The organism is Enterococcus sp. 125944, assembly GCF_051909435.1.
GTDB lineage: Bacteria > Bacillota > Bacilli > Lactobacillales > Enterococcaceae > Enterococcus_D > Enterococcus_D gallinarum.
The window spans coordinates 214888-232123 of record NZ_JBQASY010000003.1; the positions used below are offsets into that span (position 1 = coordinate 214888).

Below are 17236 nucleotides of genomic sequence, written 5' to 3' on the forward strand. Positions count from 1 at the left end.
ACGTTATTTATTTTATCCATTTACGTTTTGAAACATACTCAAGAAAAGAAAAAAAGCCAAACTTCTCTCAAGACGTTCGACTTCGCAAGCAATCTCATCGTCCGAGTTTTGGCACTATACAACGTAAAGAAGAAGCAAATTAGTAGTATTTATTTCTTCTTAGCTATTTTATGAAGAGCCTTAATCCGACAATTCCTGTTTTACACATTGGCGTCTTTCGACGTTTCTGCGCAATAGCTTATGTTTGTATAGGAGCCTCACCTAACAAGGTTATCCGTTATTTTTATTCATCCTGAATGTTACCTTTTGTTCCTCATGATGACAACTGAATTCCGCAATTTTGTGTTTTTCTTTAATTATTCTTAAACATCTTTAAGCAATTGACTAATTCCCCTGTTTTCTCACAGCTCATTGAATCGCTGCCTTTTTTAGTTAGAGATTTCTCGTTATTTTCAGGACAAAAAAACTGCAACAGCCATTTGCCATCGATCCATCGAGACCCAATCAACTGGCAACTATTTGACTGAAGTTCAGCCATCAGCTGCAATGATCATGGATCAAAAATGAATCAACTTGGTAAACGGCGTTGCAGTCATTCCTTGTACCTATTTAAAGGATCAGTCCGCATTTGATTATTGGCGAATCAAATAATCAAATGCGCCTAACGCTGCTGTTGCTCCTGAACCCATCGAAATAATAATTTGCTTGTAGGCACTGTCTGTACAATCTCCGGCAGCAAAAACTCCAGCAAGATCTGTAGTTCCATGTTTGTCGACAATGATTTCATTGCGTTCATTCAAAGCCACTCGATCTTTCAGCCATTCTGTATTCGGCATCAAGCCAATCAAAATAAAGACGCCTTCCACAGCTAAAGTGGCTTCACGATTTGTCTGCCGATCCACATAAGTCAGCTGCTCCACATGATCGGAACCCGCAATTTCCTTGGTAGCAGCATTGGTGATGACCGTCACGTTTTCCAATGTTGCTAGTCGTTTTTGTAAAACAAGGTCTGCTTTTAATTCCGGCAAGAACTCCAATACATAGACATGTTTTGCCATACCTGCCAAATCAATCGCTGCTTCAATACCAGAATTACCGCCACCAATAACTGCCACTTCTTTACCAGCAAACAACGGACCATCGCAGTGAGGGCAATAAGCGACCCCTTTATTTTTAAACTCTTGCTCTCCCGGAACGTTAATGTTCCGCCACCGTGCACCAGTGGCAAGGATCGCTGTCTTTGTTTTCAAAACAGCACCATTCTCTAATTCCACTTCCACGAATTCATTTTTGCGGATATCTTTGGCACGTTGTCCTTTCATGACATCTACATTATACTCATTGACATGTTCTTCCACTTGACGCATTAATTTTGGTCCTTCTGTGTAAGGTGTACCGATCATGTTTTCGATTCCTAATGTTTCCATCACTTGACCACCGAAAGTTTCCACCACCATGCCTGTATTGATCCCTTTACGGGCAGCGTAGACAGCAGCACTTGCACCCGCTGGACCGCCCCCTACGACCAACACGTCAAACAGGTCTTTATCTGCAAACGAGTCTTTGCTAGTCGGACCAGCAGCTTGTTCAAGTAATTGTTCGATCGTCTGACGACCGCTAGCGAATTCTTCCCCGTTCAAAAAGACGGTTGGTACGGCCATAATTTTTTTGGCATCTACTTCCGCTTTGAACATACCACCTTCGATCATCGTATGACTGATATTCGGATTCAAGACAGCCATGATATTCAACGCCTGTACGACATCCGGACAATTATGGCACGTCAGACTAACATATGTCTCAAAATGCAAAGGCTGAGAGATTTGTTTGATACGGTCTTGAATCGCTTGTTCGACCTTTGGCGCCCGGCCACTAACTTGCAATAAAGCTAAAATAAATGAAGTAAATTCATGCCCGAGTGGAAGACCTGCAAAAGCAATGCCACTGTCGATACCTGGTTGCATGATTGTAAAGCTGGGTGTCCGATCTGCAGTTGCTTCTTCGATCGTAATACGTTCGGACATTTCTGCGATTTCTTCTAAGAAATCACGAACCTTTTGTGAGGCGTCATCTGTACCAAGACTAGCTGCGAAAACAATTTCAGATTCCAGCATTGCCAGATACTGTTTCAGTTGTTCTTTAATTCCATTATCTAAAGCCATGTCAACCTCCTATATTTTTCCAACTAGATCAAGACTTGGTGTTAAGGTGTCTTCTCCTTCTTTCCATTTAGCTGGGCAAACTTCACCTGGATGTGTCCGCACGTATTGGGCAGCACGAATTTTGTCGATCAATCCACTAGCATCGCGTCCAATTCCATCCGCATTGATTTCAACCGTTTGAACAACGCCATCAGGATCGATAATAAAAGTACCTCGTTGCGAAAGGCCACTTTCTTCATCCAGTACATCAAAAATACGAGAGATCGTGTGAGAAGGGTCAGCAACCATAATGTATTCGATCTTGCTGATTGCATCAGAGTGATCATGCCATGCTTTGTGGGTATAGTGAGTATCTGTCGAAACAGAATAAACTTCAGTTCCTAGTTCTTTCAATGCTGCATATTGACCTTGTAGATCTTCTAATTCCGTTGGACATACAAATGAAAAATCTGCTGGGTAAAAGCAAACCACATTCCATTTTCCTTTGAAATCTTCAGATGAAACGTCGATAAATTTTCCGTTGTGATAAGCTTGTGCTTCAAATGACTCAATTTCTTTTCCAATTAATGACATAGCGATTCCTCCAATTAGAATTATTATTTGAGAATAATCTCTCTTAATTATTAGTCTAAAGCCAGTGGAATTGCAATAGTCTCTTTGCATTTTTTTAAACAAAATGAATTTCTCCTCATAAATGAGCGTTTCACTTTCATTTTAAAATGATTTCTGGGAAAATAAACAGATTCACTTTTCTAACAATTATATCCTCAAGGTTACTCATTCTCATTTACAAGGATATTTTCTCAATAACTTTAAGTCACTTTTCACTTTGTCAAATTCATCAAAGTGAAAAGTTTTTATTTGTCCAAAACGATAAGAAAAACACCTGAAGGACTCCTCTTCTGCTCTAGCAGAACCTCGGATCTTTCAGATGTTTATCAAAAACTATTTCAAGAAATTCCTTAGCGCTTATTTTTCTGATGAGGCAAAAAGAAATCTTGAAAAACCCCACCCAAGATGAAGATCACCCATGAATAGGCCCAGCTTCCTGTTGAAAATGACCAGAGGAAGTAAACTACCACGATCACTGGCCAATAAACCGTATTAAAAAAGCGAACTTTTCCTGCGGATTCTCCATAAATGTGTTGCGCTGCCCGTGGTCCGGGTTCATCTTCATTAGAAATAAAGTAAACGCCATCGGCCATCTTGGCAAATCCTGTGCGGATGATACTGACATAGACTATAAAGAATACTCCTAATGCAACTGCCGCAAAAAACAGTCCTAAAGCTAAACCACTGGGAATGTAAAGAATAGCTTCCATCAAGAAAAAGGGTGTCACCGACAGAATACATGCAGAAATCCCTAGCACCAGACCAAATCGAAAACTCTTTTCATAATCTTCCAATTGCTTCCGCGCCTCTTGTTTTACTTCTTGATCAAATGGACGATCGTTTAATTTTCGTTTTGATGCAGAATAGTTCAAGCCGGAGGTAATAATAAAGCCCACGCCCAATGCAACAAACATGAACATGACTAATAGTCCTAAGCCACTATCGATTTCATTGGCAAAAAAGAGAAATATTCCAAGAGAAGCGATACATAACGCAATACCTAAAGAAAGTGAGAAGGCAAAACGGCGAATCTTCCCCCAAAAATCAAAGGCTTCATCGATTGTAATAGCATCTAACCAGGCTTCTTCTGCAGTATCTTCTGACTGCGCTACTTGCAGTTCTTGAAGCAACTCATCAATTGATCCAAATTCACTGATCACAGCCCCGATTGCTTCATGCTCGCTCTTTCCTTGTTCAATCAATTCATGGTAATGGTCTTCCATGATCGCAGCCAAATCCTCTTTGGCTTTCTTTGTTTCTGGCGTGGTGGGTACATTCAAAAACAAACTATCTAAATAATCCCGGATGGTTTTCATTTTGCTCCTCCTTGTAAAAAGCGCTCAACAACAATTTTTGTTTGCTGCCACTCTTGTTTTTTTACTTCTAAAAATTCTCTTCCTGCCTCACTGATTTGATAATAGGTGCGTTTCTTTCCATGAGTCACTTCTCCAGGATACGAGCGGATCAATCCCTGTTTTTCCAAACGTGTGAATGCAGAATACAATGTTGTTTCCTTAATGATATAGAGCGAATCTGTTTTTTCACGTATCTGTTTTGAAATGTCGTATCCATAGGAATCATCTTTGGAAAGAATCGATAAGATGATTGCATCATTGTATCCCCGAATTCCATCGCTGGATATCACTCGATCCCCTCCTTAAAATTACTTTACCTGTCGTAATAATTATAAATCAATTACTACGACAGGTAAAGTAAATCTGTGATTCTTTTTTTAAATCAGTCTTGAGACCGAGAAACACCCGCTAACGGTTGAACATCAATTACCGGTAAAAACACTTCATCAAATTTTATGAAACTCCCACCTTCTGTTAAAACTTTGATTTGCTGTCCTTCTCGAAGCTGCCAACTGTCGCTGCTTTCGAAATAATACAGACCAAAATCTGATGAATAACGTGATTCCGCGTTTTTCTTCGTCTGAAAACATGCATACCCATCCTCATAGACTTTCATGACCGTCCCTTCGACCCATTCCTTTTGAGGCGGAAAAAAAATCATCTTTACGCAGATTATCCAAAGCGCAAGTAAACCCGCACCGACCAAATAGTTTTTGTGCCCCGGTTTGGAGGGCCAATAATAGGAAATGAAAACCAGCAACAAAATAGCTAATCCGCTGCCCATTAAGACTGTCCCCCACTTTGGCGCGAGCCCCACCTCTGTTTGTAATGTAATTTTTTCTGCCAAAGTCAATAGCTCAAAGTCTGCGATCGGGATCAGGTTTACCCGAAGAAATAATCCCCCTATTAACAGTACTAAACCTAAGGCAGCCGCCAGCAAATATTTGTGCATTTCGGAATCCGCTCCTTCCCTTTGAACCTAGCATACCTGAAAAAAACTAAATTTGGTTTAAATTGAATAAATTGTTTTCAATACAAAAACAGTTGCGAACATCCAACATTCGCAACTGTTTCTCATTTAAGCCATCCTTATCCGATAACAAGCCTTTAATCTTTTGCAGCAGCCGGTTCAACATCCGACAACATAATGTCCAATGATTCGATCCCAGATCCTGCTAAATACCAAACTTGCGGATTTAATTCGATCACTTTCCCGTTTTTTCCAGCAGTTGTTTGCTGAACCAATTCATTTTCAGTCAACGTACTCTGGCTTGTATCCCCACCGATTGCTTTTGTACGATCAATAACAAAAATAATATCGGGATTTTTTTCCAGTAAATATTCATAAGAAATATTCTGCCCATGAATCGATGCTTCTAATGTATCATCGACTGGCGTAAACCCAAATGTATCATAAACAATGCTATATCTTGATCCCAAACCAAAGGCAGAAAGACTACCTTCATTCATCATGACAACTAATGCTTTTTCCTTGCTGGCTTCTGCAGTTTCAGAAAGATTCGCGATTCTTGTTTGCAGAGCAGTCAACTGTTTCTTGGCTTCCTCTTCTTTTCCGAAGATTTGGGCAATAGTTTGAATGTTGTTATCGATCGATGACCAAGTGTTTTCGTTGTCTACACTTAGAAAAATCGTTGGTGCAATTGCTTCCAGATCTTTTTGAAAGTCTCTTTGGCGGCCAGAGATAATGATCAAATCAGGTTGGATCTGATTGATTTTTTCTAAGTCAGGTTCTTTGATACCACCTGCAGAATCAACCGCAGCATAACTCTTTAAATAGTCAGGCATATTGCTCGTAGCAGCTCCTACAACACGATCTCCTACGCCTAAAGCATCCATTGTATCAAGTGCACTGTTATCGAAAACAACGACTTTTTTTGGTGAAAATGGCACAGTCACTTTGCCATTACTATCTGTCACTTCGATTTCGGCAGGCGCCGCTGCAGCCGTTGAGGCACTTGTTGACTCTCCTTTTTCTTGAGAGCCGCATCCTGCTAACCCCGTGATCATTACCAATACAGCCAAACTAAATACTATTTTTTTCATATACTCCTCCTATGGTCTCTTAATTAAAATAATAACAAAAGCGCTGTCCATCCACTTCGACTATCTTAACTTCTAAGTCATAAAGTTCTTTTAAAACAGGCTCTTGGATCACTTCTGCAACTGTGCCTGTTTTGAACAAACTTCCTTCTTTCATCGCTACGATATGGTCTGCATATCTGGCAGCAAAGTTGATGTCATGCAATACGATCAATACGGTTTTCCCATGATCTTTGACTAATTTCTCCAATAAGTGCATCAACTGATTGGCATGTTTCAAATCCAAATTATTCAGCGGTTCATCCAAAAGGATATACTCGGTATCTTGGGCAAGAATCATCGCCAAATAGACCCGTTGAAGCTGCCCACCAGATAATGCATGGATCGAGCGTTGCCGAAATGATTCTAAAGATAAAAGTGTTAATGATTCTGAAATGATTTGTTCATCTTCTGGCGTTGATCGTCCCCGATTATAGGGAAACCGACCAAAAGACACCAGTTCTTCTACGGTCATATCAACCGTAAAACCGTTACTCTGTTGCAAAAAAGCGAGATTCTTAGCTAATTCTTTCGAACGCCATTGTCGAATCTCCTTTTCTTTGAAATAAACTTCTCCAGTAGTCTGCTCCAACATGCGGCTGATAATCGAAAGCAATGTACTTTTTCCGGCACCATTTGGACCAATAAAGGCAATCAATTGATTTTCCGGCAACTGCAAGGACAAATCAGTCAACACGCGCTTGTCTTGATAACTCTTTTCGATTCCTTTTGTTTCAATCATTGTCCTTTCCTTTCTTTGACTAGTTTTCCTAAAAAGAAGATTCCGCCTAAAAATTGAATCACTGTATTGATCGTTGTGTTCCATTGAAAGACTTGCTCAACAAAAAATTGGCCGCCGACTAGTAATAAAAACCCTAAAAGTGCTGATCCAACAAACAATGTGCCATGTTGATATGTTGGAAATAACTGATAGGCAATCGTTGCCACGACAAATCCTAAAAAGACGGATGGTCCTACTAAAGCAGTAGCAGTCCCCGATAATAAAGACAGCAAGAAAAGACAACTCTTCTGGATCATTGAAACCGATAGGCCTAAACTTTTTGCATTTCGAACACCCAAGACCATAACATTCAATTCTGGAATCAATAGCGATAATCCAATCAGCCCAATTAAAATAATTCCAGCAGCCAGTAATAAATGCTGACTATTGACATTGCTAAAACTTGCAAATAGACGCCCTTGCAACAAATCATATTCATTGGGATCCATGATGACTTGAAGAAATGAACTGATACTAGTGAACATAGTACCGCTGATCATTCCCGCCATCAGTAATAGAAACAATTGATTATTGGCTTTTTTATAAAAGGTCTGAATGATGACACTGCTTAATGTCCCGGTAGCTAAAATCGAAAACAAAAAAACGAAAGGTGTTTCCTGACTCAACATGCGGATTCCTCCTAAGAAGAAAAATAGTATCGTCTGGATCAGCACATATAATTGATCCAATCCTAAGATACCGGGAGTCAGATACCGATTTTGTGTCAGTGTTTGTAAAGTGATCGTGCTAAACGAGACAGCTATTGCTACTAAGCCAAAGGCCACTATTCGCTTTCCCCGTAATTGCAGTGCGAAGGACCAATTGCCATATGTATTGTAGGTAAGGTATGCGCCAACAGCTATCCCGATGAGTATGAACAAGAACATATAACGCCGGATAATTCTCATACCATTTTTCTCCTCATCAATAAGACTAGAAAGCTAATACCGCCAATCGTTCCTGCTACAACGCTGACCGGCAATTCATATGGGGCTATTAAAATCCTTGCTAGCAAATCACACAAGAGCAAAAAGGCACTGCCGGAAAAACTGATCAGAAAAAGGTTGTTTCGAACATGGTCTCCTGCAAATAAAGCAACGATATTAGGGATGATCACACCAAGGAATGGAACACTGCCTACTAAAAGCAAGACCACACTACTGGCAAAAGCAACCAGTGCAAATACGAGCAAGCGTAAAACGTGGTAGTTGATGCCAAGATTTTTTGCAGCTGTCTCTCCTAACCCGGCAATCGTTATTTCATAAGCAAGGAAATACAAAAGAGCAAAAACTGGTAGTGTCAGATAAATCAATTCATAATTGCCCTCGATCACGGTAGCAAAGTTCCCCTGTAACCAGGAAGAAACATTTTGCACAAGTTGAAAGCGGTACGCAAGAAAGGAACTGACTGCGCCAATCACATTCCCGAACATCACACCCGTTAAAGGCAAAACCATCGGATCTTTCTTAGGGATCAAGCGACTTAGCCATAAAAATAGCAAAACCCCCGCATAAGAAAATAAGAAAGCAGCGGTTGTTCGCAGGAGTCCAGATGCATTGGGCAGCCATAACATGACGATCAAGATCCCTAGGCGGGCACTGTCAGTCAAACCGATCACGTCTGCTGCAACAAATTTATTTTGCATCAGATGCTGAATGATTTTTCCACATAAGCTCATGACAGCCCCTGCAAGCAAGAGACTAATCGTACGAGGAACGCGTACTTTCAGCAATATCATCCAATGACTCTCTTCTCCTGCCATTAAACCAGCTAGAGACATGTCATGTGCGCCCACAAATAAAGACCCAGTGATCAACAAGAGAAGCAAAATGGCCAGACTCATTTTTCTCATATACTAACCCTTTCTAATGAGAACGATTCTCATTCTCTCTAGTTAGTTTAAGCGATTCCGCTTTTAATGACAAGGCTTTTTGCAAAAAAAAAGATAAACCTACTCTTAACGTAGGTTTATCGAATAAAAAAACTTTTAATATATAACACATTTAATTCACATGAGATTTCAAGAGACCTTCGATGGCCAATTGATTCAAAAAGTGCAGCGGAAAAGATATCGTTGGATTGAAAAAGTAATCCATCGTAGCCAATTGATCAAGAGTCATGTAAGATGTGATCAACGTAGAGACCGTATTGATGATCTCCAAACTGCCGCGATCGCTTGTAATGATCTGCCCTCCCATGATTACTCGTGTTTCCTTGTCAAATACCAGTTTCAATGTCACTTCAAAATTATTTTCTACTTCGAAAAACGTACGTGCATGGAACGTACGTGTGACAGAATCGACGTCAAAGCCATAATAAGGTGCTTCCGTTTCATTGATTCCAGAGCTGCTCACAAAATATCCAAAGAGCTTGCTGACCACTGTGCGCTGCATTTTAGGAAAAGGGATTTTTTTTGCAGACAAAATATTTGTTGCCGCGACGATACCGGTTCTATACGCATTGGTCACCAGCGGTACATAGAGTGAACTGTCTGAATGATTGAATGGGATCGAGACTAAGTCGCCGACAGCATAAATGCTTGGATCGGAAGTTTGCAAGAATTCATTGGTGTCGATCGTCCCATCTGGGTTCAACTTCAGAAAGTCAGCGACCAGGTCAACATTCGGTCTTGGATTGACTGCATAGACAACGATATCCGCTGGCAAAAAAGTCCCATTAGCAAGTTCAATTCCCGCCAGCTCTCCGTTCGCAGTTTGTTTTGCTGCGACCACGCTGCTGTTCAGATAGATTTGTAAATTTTTTGGAAAACGTTCGATCAAAATCTGAGAAATCTCTTGGTCGAAGTAGCGGAAAAGCAAAGTATCCATCCGATCAATCAAGAAGACCTCTTTATCCTGTCCACTTAGTGATTCCGCTAATTCAAAACCTATCAGACCGGCACCCACAATGGCCACTTTCTTGGCTTCCTGTACTTTGCTTAGAGCTGCTCGAGACTGGGCAATCGTTTTGTACGTGGTAATGTGCTCTTTGACTTCTTCCGTAAAAGCATTCCGAAAATTACTAGACCCCATAGCTAAAATCAAATAATCATATGAGATCGTGTCTTTTTCGACACAACTAGCCGTTGATGTTTCAAAAGAAACGTTTTTTTCTGCCGCTGCAATCTTTACGACGCGGCTATTGAGCATCACATTGATCCCTTCTGACAGTAATTCACTGGCAGTAGCAGTGCGGGAATCTTCTAGACGCTCAATATATCCCTCTAATACTAAGTTCAAACTGCTAGCGATATAGCCCAATACATTGGATTTTTCAATGATGATCACTTCAATTTTATCATCCATCTGTTTTAAATGGCGGGCTGCTGCTATACCAGCATGAGAGCCTCCAATAATGACAATCCTCATAACTTCTCCAACTCACTTTCAAGATTTTCCCTTCGAATTTCATCAATCACTTGATGCAGCCGTTGCTCTTCAAAACGATCGATCACACCTGTCAAGACCAGAAGCTTTTTGTAGTGATAGTTTTCGGCAATCTGCGGTTGATCCACAATCAGCAGATCATAATCGGTTGCTTGTGCAGTTTCCACCTGCATGTAAGGATACCCAGAAAGCTGTTTGGCCAAAAACCGCCGCAAAACATCCGTACGTAATTGATTTTGAGACAGCAGAACACCGATTTTCAGCTCTTTTTGTTGTTTCTCTTGCAACCATTCAATAACAAACGACAAATCATGGATGAGCTTTCTCTGTTTCTCCTCAGAAAAAGGCCCAGTGGCTTGTGCCAATGTTTCAACTGCTTGATTCGCTACTTCCGTGATGGTTCCCCGCAAAAAATGCGGAGGAAAATCGGCAAATGAAGTCAACGCGCCCTTCAAGTAGCGTGCTCTAAGAATGATGATTGCTAAAAAACGACTGATTTCTGGATAATGAACTTGTATATCAAGAGATTCATCCGCAAAAGTTTTCATCAATACTTGACTCTCAGCGGCTAAATCTAGCATAAATTCCGAATCAGTGTCCTGCTGGTGATCCATGACTACTAATCCTTCCATCATCAAAAACAAATAGAGGTAAACAGCTTCGTAGTCACTCCACGAAATGGCAAAACGGCTGAGATAACGTCCTAAAATATTTCGTAGCACTTGAAAAGTAGGATCATTTTCTACTTGTTTTAAGAGGCCTTTCGATGACTCATGTTGCTGAGAACTCCTAAAATCGAAACGGGCTTCCATCAAACCAAACCATAAGACCAATTTCCAATTATTCCGTGGATCAATTGATAAGCCAAGTTGCTGTTCAATCACCCGAATCAAGTTTCGAATAGCTGGACTCTTAAAGGTTTCATTGATTTTTGCTAACGGATAACTCTGCGAAAAAAACGAATAAAAGAAAAAGCGGATTTGGCGCTCATCGCCGATCAGTTTCTTATTTTTCAATTGAAGACTAAATTCCTCCAACAAGTGATTGATCGATTTGAAATGACGAAAAAGCGAGGCCTCGCTAAGCGTCAAATCCAACATGAGTTTCGTTGTCGATCCTTCGCGATGGAAAAAGAGATATTCAATAATTTGAAAATCCACCGCTTCTGATAAATACGCATAAAAAAAATGCTGAATAGAAAAATCAAGCGGTAATGTTAAATGCAAACGATCATTCTCTTTTGTTTCTAACAATGCCTCTGCATGGAAAACAGAAAGATTGTCACTCAAATGCTGAATCTCCTTTTGGAGCGTCGGTGAAGAAATGGATAACTTATTTGCAAGAGTTTTATAGGAAATTTCTGAACCATGCTGAAAGAAGATGGTCAGTATCTGAAAATGGACTTGCTGATTTTTTTCTAATAGTTGCATCAAATTCATCGATTCTGCTCCTTTTTCAGTCTAGTTCTAATTTCCCAATAAACGCTTCGTTTGTCAACCATATTGAGCGATAGGATTTCACAGTATATGTCAAAACCGAGAATATTTCTTTGCTTCTCTAAAAGAGTCCATGGTAAAATTTGAAAGAAAGGAGCACGCATGTTAAAAAAAATATTCTTCTTTTTCCAAAGCGACTTATTATTTACGATTTCTTTCTTTTTGGCGCTTGTTGCGAGTTCATTTGGACGTTTTGATGTCCACTTTATTGATTTTCAAGTGATTTTGACCTTGTTTGGTCTCATGCTGACTATTAATGGGCTTGAAAAAGCCGGTTTGTTGAATTTCATTGGTCAACGTTTGCTCTCTAAGAGTCATTCTCTCCGAGCACTGATTCGAACGATTGTTTTATTAAGTTTTTTCAGCTCGATGGTACTAACGAACGATGTGGCGATCCTGACTTTACTACCTATGTATCTTCTGATCACCAAAGGCATTCAGGAACAAAAAAGCGTTCTTCTCGGCGCAGTTTACCTGATTGTAGCCGCTAATTTAGGCAGCAGTTTATTTCCCTTTGGGAATCCGCAAAATCTCTTCTTGTTTTCTTTTTATAATTTACCTTTGACTACTTTTTTGCAAACGACAGGTATGATGGTTGTCCTATCATTAACTCTGTTAGTAGGATCCATTCAATTATTGCCAGCATCCCCTCTCATCATCAAAAAAACCACGCATTTTTTTGAGAAAAAATACACGGTACTTTATCTTGGTTTAATGGCACTGATGATTTTGGGAATCTTTCATGTCGTTCCTTTCGTCCTCTCGGCATCGATCGTAGTATTCGTGGTCTATTTTTTTCAAAAAGAGCTCTTTCGTTCAGTGGATTACCGTCTCTTAGTCACATTCGCTTGTTTCTTTGTGATTATCGGAAATATCAACGAACAAGACAAGTTGATTGAAATGATCCAACCCTTCTTCCAAAAAGAACAACAAGCCTTTTTAGGCAGCATCACCCTTTCTCAGGTGATTTCCAATGTCCCAGCAGCGATTCTGATTGCTCCTTTTACAACCTACAAGAAAGCTGTTTTGTTGGGGGTAAATGTGGGTGGCTTGGGCACATTGATTGCTTCGTTAGCGAATTTGATTGGTTACAAATTGATCAAGCAAGCTCTCCCTCAAGAACAAAAAAGATTCCAACACAAGTTCTATATGGTGAATATTCTTTACTTATTCATAATCGGTTCAATCGGCTATCTCTATTTAGGGATAGGCTAATAGGCACTAGTAGGCAAGCAGCTGTCCCTGAGTATACAGGACAACTGCTTGCCTTCAAACGATTAGGAGCTCATAATCGATCTCCGTCTTACTAATTGCTTTTTTCTTTTCTCCAAAAAGGGAACGGCTTAGCTGCAGCAATTCTGACTGTGGAATATCCTGTTGAAAATAGCGGTAAAAAAATTCCCGATCAATGATTTCTTCATAAGCATAAGAAAAAAGATGAGTAGAAAAACTGATTTGTTCTTCCAGAAGCCATTTCTTATAGACAGAAAGTAGCTTTTCATCTTTGTGATCGTTCTGTTCCAGTGGTTGAAAGATATTTTCTTTGGTCCGAACGATCCGCAAAATCAATAAGCGACGACTTTTTTCTACCAGAGAAATCAGCTGATCTTTCTCGGTCAACGCTGGATTCATTGCAGTAAATATCAAGGGATAGGTGGTCTTATCAGCAAGAAACTCTGCTTGTGTTTGCAGTCGAAAGTCTACTTTTTGTTGAGGATCTTTTACATAACGTCTAGCTGCTTTCAACATTTCCACTGAAAAATCAATGGCCAGATAACGCTTTGTATCAGGTAAAATCGCTGGAATATAGCGGCCACTTCCCGCAGCTAAATCAACAAAAGAGCTTATTGGCAAAATTCCGTTTGTCTTTAAAAATGTTGCTAGATCCTCAGCAATCGTTAATTGTGATTCTTGCTGGATCTCTGCATATTCTGCCGCAAAATCATCCCAAAATTCTTGTTCCTCACTCATGGAATCCTCCGGAGATGACTACCTTCCCTGGACTGCCTTTTTCTACTAATGTGGTTGCTTCAATCAAATTTTCGATCGTCAGGCCTGTTTCAAAACAGGTGGTGATCGTAGAATGGATTTTTTGTTCATTGACTAGATCAACAATTTTTTTTAAGATCGCTCCTTGACTAGCCAAATCCACTTGATAATCGGTTTTTGCAAACATATATTCCCAGTAAAAGTCCACTCCGATATTTTTAAATGGGTTAAGATCTAATGGACCGCGCGTATTAACGATCATTCCGATTTTACCAAATGGGCGGATCAATTGAGCAAATTGATCGATGTAATCGGAAATGTCATAAAAGACAGCAATATAGTCAAAGGTGGTTTCAACCTGATCTTGTAGCGGGTAATGGTAATCGAGTGGGTGCGCTACCCCATTTTTATCTAGCCATTCATGATTTGTGGGGCTGGCAGTGCCATATACTTCAAGCCCGGACCAATGTGCCAGCTGGGCGGCAATCGATCCCACTCCACCACTTGCATTGATGATCAATAGTTTTCCTTGATTGGCTTTTTCTTTAGGAATCAACCCAAATTTCTCAAATAGAAGTTCCCAGGCAGTGATACTTGTTAAAGGCAATGCTGCCCATTCCGCTAAATTTTCTAAAGAGACTTTCGCTACTAAGCGTGCATCCACCGCTTGATATTTCTGGTTCGCCCCGTCTCGCTGTGTTGTTCCACTGTACATCACCGGGTCGCCCACTTGAAATTCTGTGACCTGATCGCCAACTTTTTCAATGATTCCGCAAGCATCATATCCTTGGATCACGAAATGACCAGATTTTGTCGTCGTTTGGCGACGCTTCGCATCAATGGGATTGACCGATACGGCTTCAACTTTTATCAATAGATCATTTGCTCCTATTGAAGGCATGTCCAAATCTTTCGTTTGAAAAACATTGCTGTTATCTAAAGGCATTCCCTCATAAAATCCGATCGCACGATTCAACATTACATCATTCTCCTCTCTTAAAAAAAAGCTAAAATAACCTTAATGATTATTTTAGCTCTTATGCTTGTTTAATGCGAATAACTAGGTACTACTAATGGAACTAAAAATTCGTAAGAAGTGAAGAAATCTAACAAGGAACGTTTTCTTCGATCTGAATCAATAAACAAATGGGTCCGATCATCAGCCATCCGAATCGTCAAGCGTTGTTTTTTATCTAAGAAGATCTCATAGTCTTCATACTCTGCTTTGACAAAATCATAGTCTTGATTTTCCATCGTAGTAATAAAGATTTGGTCCAAAATGTCTGTTGTGATCGGAAACTCAGTCTCTAAATCCACTGCAAGTTCTTGCGTATTATCAATGAGACTTGGTGAAACCATAAATGAAGATGCGCGAAAATGAGTTAAGAGTAAATTGATATCGTAATTAAACAGTGACAATTGATTGACCGTAAATATTTTATCTGTATACCATTGCCGCAATAGATATAAGATTTGATGGTCGTTGACCCGCACTTCTCGTGTGTCAGAATAAATCGTGAGTAGCGGCAAGTACTGTGATTCATATTGAGAATTGATCGGATTCAATTTAAAATATAAATCCATTGCTTTTTCTTCATTCAATTGAAACTTCACCAAGAAGTGCTTTGTTTTCCAAACATCGTAGTTGTCGGTTGGCACCAATCCAATCGATCGCAAGGGTTTCAAGAATTCATAAGCATAGTATTCCAGTAACGTCTTTTTAGCGATAATTGAAATATCCTGGTTGCCAATGATCAATGTTTGGTAGTGATGACATAATTCATCAAAATCAGCTTCCATAATGGCTTTGCGTAAGCGCAAATCTGCTAATTCATTTTCTGCTTGTTCAATTAAGCTTTCAATTCTTTGGTGATCACTTTCTTTCGTTTCATAGTATTCATCATAAGGTTCTCCAGGTTCTTCAGGTGCTTCAGGTATTTCAAGCTCTGCAGACTCTGTAGAGTCAATGATTAGCCCTTCGCTATGGCCTTCTTCAGCAGATTGTTGGTACAAGTCTTCCTGATCAATTGCCGTTGCTTCAAGCTCATCCGATTCTATTTCAACTGTTTTTAGTTCATCAGCGGCGGTTGCCAACTCATTTGTTTCCATTATTTCCAGTTCGCTCTTTGACGTAGCTGTTTCGCGAATCCCATCTTCTGTTTGTTCTTTCATTAGGGGCGTTTTTTCTTCCTCATTATTCATCTGCGATCGACTCCTCTCCTAGATAGCTCATTAAGAAAGCTTGCAATCGTTCGTTCATCTCTTGCAACGAACCAAAATAGTGATCGATTTGACGAAATTCTTTTTCGACGATTGCCTTTTTTAAGCGCAAGGCGTGATATTGCTGCATTAATCGTTCTTTTTCAAGAAGCACGTCTTGTTCGTTTTGGGAATAGCGAGACCATTCTTTTTGTTTCGCTTCTACCTTTTTTCGTTCTTGGACTAATGCTTCTAATTCCTCATCGATTTTTCCGCGATTAAAAAATCCTTTTGATTCTGACAACTCGTTTTCACTACGCTTAATGCGATCGATCTCCTCTTGCAGTTTTTGAATCTCGGATTGAGCCGCAATGGCTTTGGCGTCTAAATTATCCATCTGTTGTTCAATGGCTGTCAGCATATCACGATTGCCGCGTTGAAATTTACGCCACTCATCATCTATAGCAGGAATCACAAAGATTTCTGGAACACTGGCATCAATGCCAATTGTCGGACGTTCATGGTAGTATTCACCTATTTTATAATAATGAACCGTAGGTGAAATTCGATCGGCATGTATCATGAATGGAAAAGTAGCGACAAAACTGTCATGGATTTTTCGCGCCAGCAACTCATCGATTTCATGATTTTGATTGGATGTTTCTTTCAATTCTTTGTGCAGGCGGCCATTGTAGATTCGATAAATCTCCGGAATGTCTTCCTTTTCAATCGCTGTTTCGAACGCTTGCAGGTCTTGAAGCATCTGACCAATATTTTTTGAAGCGACTTCTTTGATTTCTGTAAATGGAACTGCCGACGACGTTTCGTTACGTTCATTGTCTACTGGATCCTGTTCTTTTTTAAGCTCCTCAGTCATACTATCCCTCCTAAAAACTCTTCATAAACAGTGTATCATTTTTTCGCAAAAAAAGTTATTTTAAGTCACCTAAATTTTTTGCAACATGTTTTTGGCAGACTCATCGCTGATCCCGTTACTTTTAAACAAAAAAAACCTTATATCAAATATTTGATATAAGGTTAACTTGCGTGGCGACGTCCTACTCTCACAAAGGGAAACCCTTCACTACAATCGGCGCTAAGAAGCTTAACTTCTGTGTTCGGCATGGTTACAGGTGTATCCTTCTCGCTATCGCCA

General features: G+C 40.0%; 16 protein-coding genes, 1 rRNA gene and 1 riboswitch. Of the genes, 1 reads left to right on the plus strand and 16 read right to left on the minus strand.

Annotated elements, in window-relative coordinates; translation table 11 throughout:
• Positions 1-86: 86 nt before the first annotated feature.
• Positions 87-276: riboswitch (M-box (ykoK) riboswitch) on the minus strand.
• Between the two features lie 356 nt (positions 277-632).
• The 11 genes from ahpF to ACTFWY_RS04845 form a co-directional block, all read right to left on the minus strand.
• Positions 633-2162, minus strand: coding sequence for an alkyl hydroperoxide reductase subunit F (gene ahpF, locus ACTFWY_RS04795; protein WP_003126732.1), 1530 nt, complete (start codon positions 2160-2162; stop codon positions 633-635).
• Between the two features lie 9 nt (positions 2163-2171).
• The gene (gene ahpC, locus ACTFWY_RS04800; protein ID WP_003126733.1) at positions 2172-2735 is read right to left on the minus strand and encodes an alkyl hydroperoxide reductase subunit C; all 564 of its coding nucleotides are present in this window, start codon (positions 2733-2735) and stop codon (positions 2172-2174) included.
• A 389-nt stretch (positions 2736-3124) separates the two neighbouring features.
• Entirely contained in the window at positions 3125-4090 is a 966-nt protein-coding gene (locus tag ACTFWY_RS04805) for a permease prefix domain 1-containing protein (RefSeq protein WP_138371837.1), read from the minus strand.
• Positions 4087-4419 (minus strand): PadR family transcriptional regulator, encoded by a 333-nt coding sequence (locus ACTFWY_RS04810; protein ID WP_003126735.1) that lies wholly within the window; start codon positions 4417-4419, stop codon positions 4087-4089. The genes ACTFWY_RS04805 and ACTFWY_RS04810 overlap by 4 nt, the downstream gene beginning before the upstream one ends.
• A gap of 92 nt (positions 4420-4511) precedes the next feature.
• The gene (locus tag ACTFWY_RS04815; protein WP_113849741.1) at positions 4512-5081 is read right to left on the minus strand and encodes a hypothetical protein; all 570 of its coding nucleotides are present in this window, start codon (positions 5079-5081) and stop codon (positions 4512-4514) included.
• Between the two features lie 155 nt (positions 5082-5236).
• Complete coding sequence (locus ACTFWY_RS04820) at positions 5237-6193, minus strand: siderophore ABC transporter substrate-binding protein (RefSeq protein ID WP_311811121.1); 957 nt, start codon at positions 6191-6193, stop codon at positions 5237-5239.
• Between the two features lie 19 nt (positions 6194-6212).
• A complete protein-coding gene (locus ACTFWY_RS04825; RefSeq protein ID WP_003126738.1) occupies positions 6213-6971 on the minus strand; it encodes an iron ABC transporter ATP-binding protein in 759 nt (252 codons plus the stop codon).
• Complete coding sequence (locus ACTFWY_RS04830) at positions 6968-7918, minus strand: iron chelate uptake ABC transporter family permease subunit (protein ID WP_376715986.1); 951 nt, start codon at positions 7916-7918, stop codon at positions 6968-6970. Before ACTFWY_RS04830 ends, ACTFWY_RS04825 begins: the two co-directional genes overlap by 4 nt.
• A complete protein-coding gene (locus ACTFWY_RS04835) occupies positions 7915-8862 on the minus strand; it encodes an ABC transporter permease (RefSeq protein WP_060814359.1) in 948 nt (315 codons plus the stop codon). Before ACTFWY_RS04835 ends, ACTFWY_RS04830 begins: the two co-directional genes overlap by 4 nt.
• Positions 8863-9013: 151 nt before the next feature.
• Positions 9014-10378 carry an FAD-dependent oxidoreductase gene (locus ACTFWY_RS04840; protein WP_311811122.1) on the minus strand — a complete coding sequence of 455 codons (1365 nt, stop codon included), beginning with the start codon at positions 10376-10378 and terminating at the stop codon, positions 9014-9016.
• The gene (locus tag ACTFWY_RS04845) at positions 10375-11835 is read right to left on the minus strand and encodes a helix-turn-helix domain-containing protein (protein ID WP_257602873.1); all 1461 of its coding nucleotides are present in this window, start codon (positions 11833-11835) and stop codon (positions 10375-10377) included. Before ACTFWY_RS04845 ends, ACTFWY_RS04840 begins: the two co-directional genes overlap by 4 nt.
• 159 nt (positions 11836-11994) lie before the next feature.
• Here ACTFWY_RS04845 and ACTFWY_RS04850 point away from each other — a divergent pair, with 159 nt between their 5' ends.
• Positions 11995-13107 carry an SLC13 family permease gene (locus tag ACTFWY_RS04850; protein WP_439926633.1) on the plus strand — a complete coding sequence of 371 codons (1113 nt, stop codon included), beginning with the start codon at positions 11995-11997 and terminating at the stop codon, positions 13105-13107.
• Positions 13108-13161: 54 nt separating this feature from the next.
• On the opposite strand, the gene ACTFWY_RS04855 is transcribed toward ACTFWY_RS04850, so the two are convergent.
• The 5 genes from ACTFWY_RS04855 to rrf all read right to left on the minus strand — a co-directional run.
• Positions 13162-13863 carry a class I SAM-dependent methyltransferase gene (locus ACTFWY_RS04855; RefSeq protein ID WP_081132072.1) on the minus strand — a complete coding sequence of 234 codons (702 nt, stop codon included), beginning with the start codon at positions 13861-13863 and terminating at the stop codon, positions 13162-13164.
• Complete coding sequence (locus ACTFWY_RS04860; protein ID WP_311811124.1) at positions 13856-14860, minus strand: zinc-binding alcohol dehydrogenase family protein; 1005 nt, start codon at positions 14858-14860, stop codon at positions 13856-13858. Before ACTFWY_RS04860 ends, ACTFWY_RS04855 begins: the two co-directional genes overlap by 8 nt.
• A gap of 68 nt (positions 14861-14928) precedes the next feature.
• Positions 14929-16083, minus strand: coding sequence for a hypothetical protein (locus ACTFWY_RS04865; RefSeq protein ID WP_311811125.1), 1155 nt, complete (start codon positions 16081-16083; stop codon positions 14929-14931).
• Positions 16076-16957, minus strand: coding sequence for a hypothetical protein (locus tag ACTFWY_RS04870; protein WP_003126748.1), 882 nt, complete (start codon positions 16955-16957; stop codon positions 16076-16078). The genes ACTFWY_RS04865 and ACTFWY_RS04870 overlap by 8 nt, the downstream gene beginning before the upstream one ends.
• Positions 16958-17125: 168 nt before the next feature.
• Positions 17126-17236, minus strand: a 5S ribosomal RNA gene (gene rrf, locus ACTFWY_RS04875); the annotation flags it as partial.

Excerpts from the sequence above, each read along its gene's own strand:
- ahpF (WP_003126732.1), bottom strand. The coding sequence starts at position 2,162 with ATGGCTTTAGATAATGGAATTAAAGAACAACTGAAACAGTATCTGGCA.
- ahpC (WP_003126733.1), bottom strand. The coding sequence starts at position 2,735 with ATGTCATTAATTGGAAAAGAAATTGAGTCATTTGAAGCACAAGCTTAT.
- ACTFWY_RS04805 (WP_138371837.1), bottom strand. The coding sequence starts at position 4,090 with ATGAAAACCATCCGGGATTATTTAGATAGTTTGTTTTTGAATGTACCC.
- ACTFWY_RS04815 (WP_113849741.1), bottom strand. The coding sequence starts at position 5,081 with ATGCACAAATATTTGCTGGCGGCTGCCTTAGGTTTAGTACTGTTAATA.
- ACTFWY_RS04820 (WP_311811121.1), bottom strand. The coding sequence starts at position 6,193 with ATGAAAAAAATAGTATTTAGTTTGGCTGTATTGGTAATGATCACGGGG.
- ACTFWY_RS04825 (WP_003126738.1), bottom strand. The coding sequence starts at position 6,971 with ATGATTGAAACAAAAGGAATCGAAAAGAGTTATCAAGACAAGCGCGTG.
- ACTFWY_RS04830 (WP_376715986.1), bottom strand. The coding sequence starts at position 7,918 with ATGAGAATTATCCGGCGTTATATGTTCTTGTTCATACTCATCGGGATA.
- ACTFWY_RS04835 (WP_060814359.1), bottom strand. The coding sequence starts at position 8,862 with ATGAGAAAAATGAGTCTGGCCATTTTGCTTCTCTTGTTGATCACTGGG.
- ACTFWY_RS04840 (WP_311811122.1), bottom strand. The coding sequence starts at position 10,378 with ATGAGGATTGTCATTATTGGAGGCTCTCATGCTGGTATAGCAGCAGCC.
- ACTFWY_RS04845 (WP_257602873.1), bottom strand. The coding sequence starts at position 11,835 with ATGAATTTGATGCAACTATTAGAAAAAAATCAGCAAGTCCATTTTCAG.
- ACTFWY_RS04850 (WP_439926633.1), top strand. The coding sequence starts at position 11,995 with ATGTTAAAAAAAATATTCTTCTTTTTCCAAAGCGACTTATTATTTACG.
- ACTFWY_RS04855 (WP_081132072.1), bottom strand. The coding sequence starts at position 13,863 with ATGAGTGAGGAACAAGAATTTTGGGATGATTTTGCGGCAGAATATGCA.
- ACTFWY_RS04860 (WP_311811124.1), bottom strand. The coding sequence starts at position 14,860 with ATGTTGAATCGTGCGATCGGATTTTATGAGGGAATGCCTTTAGATAAC.
- ACTFWY_RS04865 (WP_311811125.1), bottom strand. The coding sequence starts at position 16,083 with ATGAATAATGAGGAAGAAAAAACGCCCCTAATGAAAGAACAAACAGAA.
- ACTFWY_RS04870 (WP_003126748.1), bottom strand. The coding sequence starts at position 16,957 with ATGACTGAGGAGCTTAAAAAAGAACAGGATCCAGTAGACAATGAACGT.